Consider the following 11,877-nt stretch of genomic DNA (forward strand, 5'->3'; position numbering starts at 1 on the left):
CACCCGAGCTCGGGAGGGTGACGGCACCCGCCGGGCATCACCCTGCGTCACCGGCGGACGGGACGCCGACGGCCCGGTGCCGGGCCGGCCTGCTGGCCGGCCCGGCACCGGGCTCGTCGTACGGCGGGTCAGGGCACGAGGGTGGCGGTGAGCCCCTCGAACCGGACGGCGACCGGGCCGGTCGCGCTGCCCGACAGGTAGGCCGAGATCCCGACGGCGCCGGGCGCCTGGAGCTCGGCGGCGCTGTCGCTGCGGACCAGCGTCGGGGTGGCGGGCTCGGCCGCGCCGGCCTGCCACACGGTCAGCGCGAGGTCCGTCGTCCCCGTGCCGGTCACCCGGAACCGGATCTCCAGCGGGGTGCCCGGGGTGTAGGTGACGCCGGGCAGCGTGGTCACCGGGCCGAGGACCGTCTCGGTCCCCGCGATCTCGCGGACGACCGCCACGCCGACGCTGCCGTCGGGCAGGACCCGGACCCGCGCGTTGTACATCGCGTTCCCGACCCGGCGCCCGGTGACGAAGGCGTAGGCGCCGGTCCCGGTGGCCGGCACCGCGGAGAAGGACACCGTGGTGCGGACGTCGACACCCGCCGCCGCGACGCCGGCCAGCTGCGAGCCGGTGTTGTTGGCCGGGTTGACCGTCAGCACCGCGCCGCCGTCGACGACCGCCTGCCGCGAGGCGCCGGCGACCGACGTCCAGGCGCCGCCGAGGTCGGCGGTGCCCAGGCCGCCGGTGACCGCCCGGTCGAAGGTGTCGGCCGCCACCTGCACGGCCGGGACCTCCACCGGCGGGGCCGGGGGCGCGGTCACGGTGACCTGGCGGGTCGTGGTCGCCGTGGCGCCCTCGTCGTCGGTCACGGTGAGCCGGACGGTGTAGGTGCCCGCCGCCGCGTAGGTGTGGCCGGCCGTCGGGCCGGTCGCCGTGCCGCCGTCGCCGAAGGCCCAGTCCGCCCGGGTCACCCGGCCGTCGGGATCGGCCGAGCCGGCCGCGTCCACGGCGACCGCGAGGTCGGTGGCCTGCGCGGTGAAGGCCGCGGTCGGGGCGACGTTGGTGTGCGGACCGGCGCCGACCAGGCCCACCCGGAAGGCGGTGAAGCGGACGGCGCTGGCGGCGGTGGCGCTGCCGGGACGGTAGGCCGCCAGGCCCACGGAGCCGGCCGCCTGCAGGGCCGCGGTGGTGTCGGTCCGCGACAGCTGCGGCGCGGTCGGCTCGGCCGAGCCCGCGGCCCACACCGAGGCGGTCACCGCGGTGGTGCCGGTGCCCGAGACCTGCACCCGGGTGGCCAGGGTGGTCCCCGGCGTCCAGGTCAGCCCGGTCACCCGGACCTCCCCGCCGGGGAAGGCCTCGGCGCCGGCGACCGACCGGTACAGGGCCAGCCAGACCGCGCCGTCGGCGTCGACCCGCACGCGGACCCGGTACTCGTCCCCGGCCGCCGTGCGGCGGGCGACGACGTACACCGACGTGCCGCTGCCGGTGGGCACCGAGGAGAGGGTGAACGCGCTGCGGATGTCGGCGTCGGTCGTGCTGACGCCGGCCAGGTGGGAGCCGGTGTTGTTGCCGGCGCCGGGCAGGCCCAGCTCGGCGACGCCGTCGGTGACCGACTGCCGCGCGGCGCCGGCGATCACCGTCCAGGCGCCACCGACGTCCGCGGTGCCCAGGCCGCCGGTGACCGAGCGGCCGAAGGTGTCCTTGGCGATCGGGGCGGTGGGGACCGGGGCGGTGACGGTGACCTCCTGCGAGGCCGCCTTCGTCGCACCGTCGCTGTCGGTGACCGTCAGGGTGACGGTGTAGGTGCCGGCCGCGGCGTAGGTGTGCGCGGCGGTCCGGCCGGTGCCGGCGGCGGAGCCGTCGCCCCAGTTCCACGACCAGGCGGTCACGGTGCCGTCGGCGTCGTCGCTGGCCGCGCCGTCCACCGCGACGTCCAGGTCGCGCCCGGTGGCGGTGAACACCGCCGTCGGGGCCTGGTTGACCCGCACCGGGGCCACGGTGACCAGCGTCTTCGCGGTCGTGGTCGCGCCCTTGTCGTCGGTGACCGTCAGGGTGACGACGTAGGTGCCGGCGGTGGCGTAGGTGTGCGACGCCGTGGCGCCGGTCCCCCGCTGCCCGTTGCCGAAGTCCCAGGCGTAGGAGGCGATGCTGCCGTCGGCGTCGACGGAGGCGCGGGCGTCGAACATGGCGGCCAGGCCGGTCGCCGCGGCGGAGACGCGCGCCGTGGGCGGCGTGTTGGCCACCGGGACGGCGCCGCCGCCGGCGGCGTGCGCGGCGACCTGCTGCGCCGACAGCGCGGTCGGGTACAGCGCGACCTCGTCGATCCGGCCGGTGAAGGTGCTGGCCTCGGCGATCGCCTTGTCGGCCCCGACCCGGAAGTAGCCGTTGTACGACTGGCCGGTGGTGGTGTCGGTGCGCGAGCCGACGAGGACGCCGTCGACGTACAGCCGGATGCCCGCGGGGCTCATCGTGGCGGCCACGTGGTGCCAGCGGCCGTCGTTGTACCGGGCGGTGCTGGTCACCGTGCGGGTCTCGAGGGAGAGGCCGAGGAAGCCGGCCCGGACCTTCACCGAGAAGGAGATGCGGCCGTCGTCCTGCAGGTACACCTGCCGGTCGAACGTGGAGCTGGTGCCGGTGGCCTTGTTGGCGAAGCCCATGACCCGGCCGCCCGAGGTGGACGTGGTCTGGATCCACGCCTCCTGGGTGAAGGTGTTCGGCGCGGCGGTGGTGCCCGTGGTGGCCAGCGACGCGCCGGAGCTGCCGTTGAAGGAGTAGGCCGTGTCGCCCGCGACCGCGCCGGCCTGGTTGCGGGTGACGCCGGAGCCGACGGTCAGCGGACGGCTGCCGATCACGTCGGCGGCGTTGCCCGAGGTCTCGCCCAGCCGCCAGTGGTTCGAGGCGCCGTCGGCGCGGACCGCGTCGGCGTAGGGCCGGGTCTGACCGCCGGTGGCGGCGACGACCGAGACGCCGACCCACTCGGTGGCGACGGTGTTGCCGAAGGGGTCGGTGGCGGTGACGCGGTAGCGCAGGTCGCCGCTGACCCCGGCGTCGCCGGCGGACATGGCCGGGCGGTTCCACCAGGTGGAGGCCTGCACGGTCTCGGCGACGGGCAGCGCCTGGCCCTCGCGCTCGACGCGGTAGACGAGGTTCGCGTTGTCCTGGTCGGCGGTGGCCGTCCAGTTCACGGTCACCCGGCCGGGCGCCGGCGAGGTGGCGGTGGCGGCGAAGCCCTCGGCCGACGGGCCGACGCGGTTCGGGGCGGTGTCCGGCAGCGCGTAGCGCACCAGGCCCTGCTGGCCGACGCCGTTCACCCGCGGGAACTCGCCGCCGTAGACGACGTAGCGGCCGTTGCCGGTGACCGACCAGCCGGCCTGGCCCTGCCCGGTGTAGGTGCCCGGGGTCATGGTCGGGAACCACGGCAGCAGCGAGCCCGCGGGCTGGCCGCGGAAGTTGCCGTTGGTGATGGTGCGGCTGCCGACGGTGCCCGTGGGCGCGAGGGTGAAGGCCACGCCGAACTTGTGCACCCGCGGGTTCTGCTCGGGGAACGCGCCGATGTTGCCGCAGTCGTGGCTGTGGCTGGCGACGTAGACGACGCCGTCGCTCACGTGGTTCGAGTACGAGTCGCCGCGGCAGTCGTTGATCTCGACGATCGCGCCGCCGTCGGCCCTGGCCACGAACGAGCCCTCGAGGTTGCCCGGGCCGTAGAAGTCGTAGGCGGTCCCGACGACCAGGTCGCCGTGGCTGGTCAGGCTGTAGACGGCGGAGTTGACGCCCTGGTTGGTCAGCCGCTGGTTGACCGCGAAGGGCCGGGTGGCGCCGGAGACCGGGTCGAGGGCGGCGACGCCGGTGGCCTTGACGCCGTTCATCGTGTCGAAGCGGCCGCCGGCGACGACCGAGCCGTTCCCGGCCACGGTCAGCGCGAGGACGGCGTTGCTGGTGCCGGTGGCGCCGTTGCTGTTGCCCGCGGTGGAGCCGACCCCGGGGACGGGCGCCCACGGGAGCAGGCTGCCGTCGACGGCGCTGACCGCGGCCAGCCGGCTGCGGCTGACGCTGCCGACCGCGGTGATGCTGCCGCCCATGTAGACGGTGTCGTTCGTGACCGCGAGGGCCGCGACCTGGCTCTGCACCGCGGGCGCGAAGCCGGCGACCAGGGCACCGGTGGCGGTGTCGAAGGCGGCGACGCGGCGGCGGGTCTGCCCGTCGACGGTGGTGAAGTCACCGGCCACGTACACGCGGGAGCCGTCGGGCGAGGCCGCGACGGCCAGGACCTGGCCGTTGAGGTCGTGCGCGAAGGAGGTGACGAGCTCGCCGGTGCGGATGTCGTAGGCGAGGAGGTTGCCGCGCGGCGTCTCGTCCGTGCCCAGCGGCGCACCGGCCGGCCGGGCGCTGGTGAACGAGCCGCCGACGTACACCGTGTTGCCGACGACGGCCTGCGACCACGCGACGCCGTCGATCTGCACGGTGGGCAGCGCGTCGGCGGTGACCGTGGTCGGCGTGGCCGCCGACGGGGTCAGCGGAGCGGAGTCCGCCTGCGCGGTGCCGGGAAGGAGCGCCAGGCTGCCGGCCGCCAGCAGGAGGCTGATGCCCCCCGCGATCCCGCGGACGGGCGCGCGCCAGGGCGCGGTCGAAGACGTGGACATGCACTTTCCCCCAGGTGCCCGGCACCCGAGGCCGGCGGCCTCCCCCTGGATGCCGTCGTCGAGTACCGAGGGTGACGATGACACTCCGTCACGGCCGAGGCGATCACCTGACCAGGTGACGACCTGCGGTTTCCTCCCTCACCGGGGTGAGGTCGATCACGGTCCGTGAGCGCCTGGTAGCGGCGTGCTGACCGCGCGGGCGGCCGGGCCGGCCCCGCGGAGGGCCGGCCCGGCGCCCGTCACTGCGCCACGGTGACCTGCAGGTCGTCGAAGCGGACGGCCACCGGGCTGGTGGAACTGCCCGACAGGTAGGCCGCGAGCCCGATCGAACCCGCCGCCTGCAGGACCGCGGTGGTGTCCGTGCGGGCCAGCGTCGGGGTGGTCGGCTGGGCCGTGCCGGCCGGCCACACCGTCAGCGCCAGGTCCGTGGTGCCGGTGCCGGTCACCCGCAGGAGCAGCTGGAGCGGCGCACCGTCGGTGTAGGTGACCCCGGGGAGCGTCACGAACCCGAGGGTGGTCTCCACACCACCGACCTCGCGGACGAGGGAGACGCCGACCTCGCCACCGGGCAGCACCCGCACCCGCGCGTTGTACTGCGCCGTCCCGACCCGCCGGCCGGTCACGAAGGCGTAGGCCCCGGTGCCGTTGGCGGGCGTCCGCGAGAAGGACACCGCCGTCCGCACCTCCACGGCGGTGGCCGTGACCGCTGCCAGGTGTGACCCGGCGTTGTTGCCGGGGCCCACGGTCAGCACCGCGCCGCCCCCACTCACCGCCTGGCGCGTCGCCCCGACCAGCGAGGTCCAGGCGCCGCCGATGTCGGCGGTGCCCAGGCCGCCGGTGGCGGTCCGCTCGAAGGCGTCGGCGGCCAGCACCTGCGGCTGCGCCGGGCCGCCCGGAGCGGTCACCGTGACCGCCCGGGTGGTGGTGGCCGTGGCGCCGTCGTCGTCGGTCACCGTCAGGGTGAGCGTGTACGTGCCGGCCGTCGCGTAGGTGTGCTGCACCGTCCGGCCGGTGCCCGTGGCCGTGCCGTCGCCCCAGGTCCAGGCGTACGCGGCGACCGTGCCGTCGGAGTCGGTCGACGCGGACCCGTCGACGGCCACCGCCAGGCCCGCGGGCTGGGCGGTGAAGGCCGCCACGGGGGCCGCGTTGACCGGCGGGGGCGGCGGCGTCGCGCCGACCGCGGTGACCGACAGGTCGTCGAACCGGACCGTGGTGGCCGCGGTGGACGCACTCGGGCGGTAGGCGCCCAGGCCCACGCCGCCGGCCTTCTGCAGCGCCACGGTCGTGTCCGTCCGCGTCATCTGCGGCGCGGCGGGCTCGGCCTGGCCGGCGACCCACACGGATCCGGCGACCGTCGTGGTGCCGACGCCGGAGACCTGCACCCGGGTGGCGAGGGTGGTGCCCGGGGTCCAGGTCAGCCCGGCCACGCGCACCTCCCCGCCGGGGAAGGTCTCGACGTTGCCGGTGGTCCGGGCCAGCGCCATGTAGACCGCGCCGTCCGGGGCGACCCGGAAGCGCACGGTGTACTCCTCGCCGGCGCCGACCCGCCGGCCGGTCACGTAGACGAACGTGCCCGAGCCGGTCGGCGTCGACGACAGGCTGAAGGTCGCCCGGACGTCGGCGCTGTCGACGCTGACGCCGCCGAGGTACGCGGCCGTGTCGTTGCCCGCGCCCGGCAGCCCGAACACCGCCGCGCCGCCGCTCACCGACAGCCGGCTCGCGCCGATCGCCGCGGTCCACGCACCGCCCAGGTCGGCGGTGCCGAGGCCGCCGGCGGGGACCGTGCGGCCGAACGCGTCGCCCGCGACCCGGACGCTGCCGCCCTGGCCGACGACCGCCACGGAACGGGTCACCGACGCGGTGCCGCCGTCGTCGTCGGTCACGGTGAGCGTCACCTGGTAGGTGCCGGGTGCCGCGTAGCTGTGCGACGCGGTGGCCCCGGTGCCGTTCGGGGTCGAGTCGCCCCACGCCCAGGAGTGGGAGGCCACGGTGCCGTCCGCGTCGGCCGAGCCGCGGCCGTCCACCTCCACCGACAGACCGGACGACGCCGAGGTGAAGGCGGCCGTCGGCAGCTGGTTCGGCGGCGGGACGACGACGACCTGCCGCTCCGTGGTGCCCGTGGCGCCGGCGGCGTCGGTGACGGTCAGCCGCACCGTGTAGGTGCCGCCCTGGGCGTAGGTGCGGGTGGCCGTGGCCCCGGTGCCCGTGGTGCCGTCGCCGAAGTCCCAGCGGTAGGAGCTGACGGTGCCGTTCTCCGGGTCGGAGGACAGCCGCCCGTCGAAGGACGCGGTCAGGCCCTGCGTGCTCGAGGTGAACGACGCCTCGGGGGCCTGGTTCACCGCGGTGCCGGTGCTCCCGAGCGCGTAGTGCCGGGCCACCTGGTCGGCGGTCAGCACGGTCGGGTAGATCGCGACCTCGTCGATGAGGCCGTTGAGGTAGGTCACCCCGGCCGACCAGGTCTTGTCGCCGCCGACGCGCCAGTACCCGGAGTAGTCCTGGGCGGAGACGACGTCGGTCCTGGTCGCCACCAGGCGACCGTCGAGGTAGAGCCGGGTACCCGTCGGTCCCACGGAGGCGACGGCGTGGTGCCACTGGCCGTTGTTGTAGGCAGTCGGGCTGACCAGCTCCACCTTGACGCCCGGCCAGACCGCGAAGTGCACCTTGCCGGCGGTGTCGATCCACAGCATGCGGTCGTAGTTGGTGCTCAGGCCGGTACGTGCGTCACCGAAGCCGAGCAGCTTGCCGCCAGCGGTGCTGCGCGTGGAGAACCAGGTCTCCATCGTGAACGTGTTCAAGGCCCGCCTGGGCGTCTGCGTGGCGAAGAACCCGCTGGCGCCGGTGAACGTGGTGGCGCGGTCGGCGTCGCCGTTGATGGCGCCGGCCGCGTTCCGGGTGTAGCCGCCGCTGCCGACCATGTTGTCGACCCCGGCCGAGTCCGTCGCGGTCGACCCGGACGGCTCTCCCATCGACCAGTGGTCCGTGGCGCCGTCGGCGAGCACGGCCTGGGCATACGGGCGGGCGGCCGTCGGGCCGGTCGAGGACGCAGTGGCGGAGCCGATCACCACCTCGTTGCCGAAGGGGTCGCTCGCGGTCACGCGGTAGCTGTGCGGGCCGGCGGAGGCCGAACGGTCCACCCACGCGGTCGGCTGGAGCTGCCACCACGACTCCGCCCGGCTGAACGCGACCACCGGCTGTGCTCCGTTGTCGCGGTACACGCGGTAGGTGACGACCGCGTTGTCCTGGTCCCAAGCGGCCTTCCAGCTCAGGCGCGGACCGGCGGCGGTTGCGGCGACCGAGACCCCAGGGGTCACCGTGGGACCCACCCGGTTGGGCGCCGCCGAGGGCACCGCGAAGCGCACCAGCCCCTGCTGCGCCTGCCCGTTCACCCGGGGGAACTCCCCGGCGTAGGTCACGTACCGGCCGTTCCCGGACACGCTCCAGCCGGCCTGGTACTGACCCGTGACGGATCCCTGGCTGAAGGTCGGGTACCAGCTCAGCAGGGCCGGGGTCGGCCTGCCGACGAAGTTGGCGTTGGCCATGGTGTTGCGGCCGGCGACGCCGTTGGCCGCGATGCTCACCGCAGTCGCGAACTTCCACACCGTCGGCGTCTGCTCGAGGAAACCGCCCTGGTTGACGCACTGGTGGGCGTGCGAGGCCGTGTAGACGGCGCCGTTCATCGGCCAGTTGCCGTAGGTGTCGCCGCGGCAGTTGGCGAGCCACCGCACCGCGCCGCCGTTCACCGCGGCGGCGAAGGTCCCCTCCACGTTGCCGGGGCCGTAGTAGTCGTAGCCCGTCCCGTAGACGTTGGTGCCGTCGGTGGAGAGGCTCCAGATGGCGGAGTTGACGCCCTGGTTCGTGATCAGTTGGTTGATGGCGAACGGCCGAGTGGCTCCGGTCGTGGGGTCGAGGGCCGCCACGCCGGTGGCGAGCGCGCCGTTCATCGAGTAGAACCGCCCGCCGGCCACGACCTGGGTGCCCCCGCCGGTCACGATCAGCGCCTGTACGTCCACCGACGTGGTCTTGTTCCGGGGATCGCTGCTGCCCGGGATGGCGACGCCGTTCGCGTCGAACAGCGGCAGGCGGTTGCCGGTCGTCGGGCCGGCGCCCGGGACCGGCGCCCAGGGCAGCAGGCCGCCGTCCGAGGCCCGGACGGCGGCGAGCCGTGTCCGGCTGACGCCGCCGACGCCGGTCAGGCTGCCGCCCATGTATACGGTGCTGTCGGTGGCGGCGATCGCGGTGACCTGCCCGTTGACGCTGGGCTTGAAGGTGGCCACCAGGGCCCCCGTGCGGGTGTCGTAGGCGGCGACGCGGTTGCGGGTCTGCCCGTCGGCCACGGTGAAGTCACCGCCGACGTAGATGCGGGTGCCGTCCGGGGACGCCGCGATCGACCGCGCCTGGGCGTTGAGGCTCGGCGCGAAGGACGTGATCAGCTCGCCGGTGCGGATGTCGTAGGCGAGGAGGTTGTTGCGCACGGTCTCGTTCGTGCCGGCGGGGGCACCCGCCGGGCGGGCCCGGGTGAACTTCCCGGCGACGTAGACGGTGTCGCCGACGATCACCTGCGCCCAGGCGACGCCGTTGATCTGCACGGTGGGCAAGGCGTCCGCGGAGACCGTCACCGGGTCGGTGGGCGTCACCGGCGTCGGCGCGCTGTCCGCCCTCGCCGTCCCCGGGACCGCCAGTGCCCAACTGCCGATCGCGACGGCCAGAGCCGCCATCGCCGCCACGGCGCGCGTGCGCGCGCCTCTCCCCACGACCCCCATGTGAGCCCCCGCTCGAGTTCCAGTACGCAGCCGTCCCAGAAGGGCGGTCGACGGATACTAAGCGTGACGAGAGCGGCCGGGGCAGGGTGAATCGAGCACCCGATGAGGTGACGACCTGGGGTTTCTCACCCGTCCTGATGAGTCGGTCTCACGCAGCGTGATCGGGGAGTCCGGATGGAGGGACGTCCCGCCCCGTCCGCGGGACCGTCGGCAGGGGGCCGGACGCGCGACGACCCGCCACCGCGGGTGCGGTGGCGGGTCGCCGGGCGGACGTGGCCGGAGGTCGGGTCAGGCGGCCGGTCCGGTGAAGAGCAGCAGCGGCGCGCCGGCCTGGTAGCCGACCTCCACGGTGACGAGGTCGCGGGCGTCGGCCGGCACGCTGAACACGTACACGCCCTCCCCTGCGGCGCCCGGCTCCACCATGCCGGTGAAGGGCACCCGCGACGGGTCGTCCAGCGGCGAGGCCGGGGTCCGCTCGGGACCGGAGTAGAGGTTCACGGCCACGCCGTCGAGGGAGACGGCCTCGGCCGTGCCGTTCTCGATCCGCACGGTGATCCGCAGGGCCGGACCGGCGATGTTGCCGGGACCGACCGCGGTGCCGTCGATGGCCTCGACCGAGGTGACGGTCGCGACGATGCCGTTCCCGACGGCCGCGGGCGCGTCCAGTGGCACCTCCGGCTGGGCCGGCGGCGGCTGGTCGACGTCCTCGGTGGGACCGGTCGGCGTCGGGGTCGGCGGCAGCGGGGCGATCGTCTCGTCGACCGGCGCGCCCGAGGTCGCCGCGGCGCCGGCGCCGGGCGTCGCGGTGTCGCCGTCGCCGTCGTCCCCGCCGGTCGTGAGCAGGACGACGACCATGGCCGCCACCGCCACCAGCAGCGCGGCGCCGGCGGCCAGCAGCCGCCTGCGGCGCGACGCGGGGGCCGGCTCCTGCTCCTCGGCCGGCGTCGGCCGTTCCTGGACCTCCACTGCGTCTCCCCCTCCGCGCCCCCGCGGGGGCGTCCGATCCGTGCGGGTCACTGCTGGGCCGCGGGCAGGTGCTCCCACCGGGCCGGTTCGGCCGGCACCGGCAGCTGCACGACGTTGTCGGGCACCGCCGGCGCGGCCGCCCGCGGGAGCGGGAGGTCGGCGTCGGTCGGACGGCGGCGGCCGCTGGGCCGGCGCGCCGGGAAGCGGCGGGCCGCGAGGTCCTGCGCGAGCTGCTCGTAGCCGCCGGCGACCTGGTCCCAGTCGTAGCCGCGGGCCAGCTCACGGGACCGGCGGCCGTCGCGGGCGGCCCGCTCGGGGTCGGCCTCGACGCCGGCGATCTCGCGGGCGACGTCCTCCGGGGTGCGGAAGAAGCGGCCGGCGTCGGCGACCACCTCGCGGTTGAACGAGCAGTCGAAGGCGGTCACCGCCGCGCCGGCGCCGATGGCGCGCAGCAGCGAGGGGTTGGTCCCGCCCACCGAGTGGCCGTGCAGGTACGTGGCGCTGTGGGCGTAGAGCTGGTCGAGCAGCTCCTGGTCCCAGACGCCGCCGAGGAAGCGGACCCGGTTGTCGGCCAGCGCGTGCACCCGCTTGGTGTACTCGTCGGCGTAGGGCGCCGAGCCGACGACCACCAGCGGCTTCGTGGCCTCGCTGAGCGCGTAGCCCTGCACGATCAGGTCGACGTGGTTCTCCGGCTCGAACCGGGCCACGACCAGGTGGTAGCCGCCCGGCTGCAGGCCGAGCTCACCCAGCTTGTCCGCGCCCGGCTCGATGATCGGGGCGCCGTAGGTGAGCAGGACGGTCGGCACGGCGAAGGCGTCGGTGTAGTAGTCGGCGATCCCCTGCGCGTCGGCGATCAGGGCGTCCGACCAGCGCACGGCCAGGCTCTCGGCGACCCGGTAGTAGCGACGTCCGGTGCCGCCCCACTTGGCGCGCTTCCACTCCAGGCCGTCGACGTGCGTGGCGACCGGGATGCGGGCGGCCCGCAGCACCGGCAGCAGCGGCGAGTTCGCCGCGTTGAAGACGAACGCGGCGTCGGTGCGGTGGGTGACCAGGTGGCGGACCGACAGGGCGGTGTGGCTCAGGGTCTCCAGCGACCGCCGGCGGGCGGCCGGCAGGTGGACCAGTTCCATGCCGAGGTACTCGGTGGGCGGCCGCTCGTCCGCGCCGGGCACCCTGCGGCAGTAGACGACCACCCGGTGACCGCGGTCGACCAGTCGGCGGCCGATCTCCTCCACGGCGGTCTCGAAGCCGCCGTATCGCGCGGGGACGCCGCGCGTCCCCACCATGGCGATGCTCATGCGGTCCATCGGGAGTCCGTTTCGTCGGGTACCAGTCCTCCCCTGATCGGCAGGACCTCTCCCATCCTGGAGACGCAGGTCGGAGCGGTCGTCCCCCCGGAGGGTGAGGATGATCCACTCCGGCCGTGACGCTCCGTGGGCCCCGGACCGGCTCGGCGGAGCCCCCGGCGGGCCGCCGCCCACCCGCCGTCGGGCCGGGACCCGGCCGTCACCGCCCGGCGCGACGGG

The 11,877-nt window shown here is 75.4% G+C and carries 4 protein-coding genes; all 4 read right to left on the reverse strand.

Going from position 1 to position 11,877, the window contains the following annotated elements; genetic code table 11:
- Positions 1–128: 128 nt before the first annotated feature.
- Entirely contained in the window at positions 129–4,625 is a 4,497-nt protein-coding gene (locus ACI8AX_RS10890) for a PKD domain-containing protein (RefSeq protein ID WP_456549826.1), read from the reverse strand.
- Between the two features lie 239 nt (positions 4,626–4,864).
- Positions 4,865–9,340, reverse strand: coding sequence for a PKD domain-containing protein (locus ACI8AX_RS10895; RefSeq protein ID WP_456549827.1), 4,476 nt, complete (start codon positions 9,338–9,340; stop codon positions 4,865–4,867).
- A gap of 333 nt (positions 9,341–9,673) precedes the next feature.
- The gene (locus ACI8AX_RS10900; RefSeq protein ID WP_456549828.1) at positions 9,674–10,351 is read right to left on the reverse strand and encodes a hypothetical protein; all 678 of its coding nucleotides are present in this window, start codon (positions 10,349–10,351) and stop codon (positions 9,674–9,676) included.
- A gap of 47 nt (positions 10,352–10,398) precedes the next feature.
- A complete protein-coding gene (locus tag ACI8AX_RS10905; RefSeq protein WP_456549829.1) occupies positions 10,399–11,658 on the reverse strand; it encodes a DUF1972 domain-containing protein in 1,260 nt (419 codons plus the stop codon).
- Positions 11,659–11,877: the final 219 nt, after the last annotated feature.

The sequence above is a fragment of the Blastococcus sp. SYSU D00813 genome (assembly GCF_054050735.1).

Excerpts from the sequence above, each read along its gene's own strand:
- ACI8AX_RS10890 (WP_456549826.1), bottom strand. The coding sequence starts at position 4,625 with ATGTCCACGTCTTCGACCGCGCCCTGGCGCGCGCCCGTCCGCGGGATC.
- ACI8AX_RS10895 (WP_456549827.1), bottom strand. The coding sequence starts at position 9,340 with ATGGCGGCTCTGGCCGTCGCGATCGGCAGTTGGGCACTGGCGGTCCCG.
- ACI8AX_RS10905 (WP_456549829.1), bottom strand. The coding sequence starts at position 11,658 with ATGGACCGCATGAGCATCGCCATGGTGGGGACGCGCGGCGTCCCCGCG.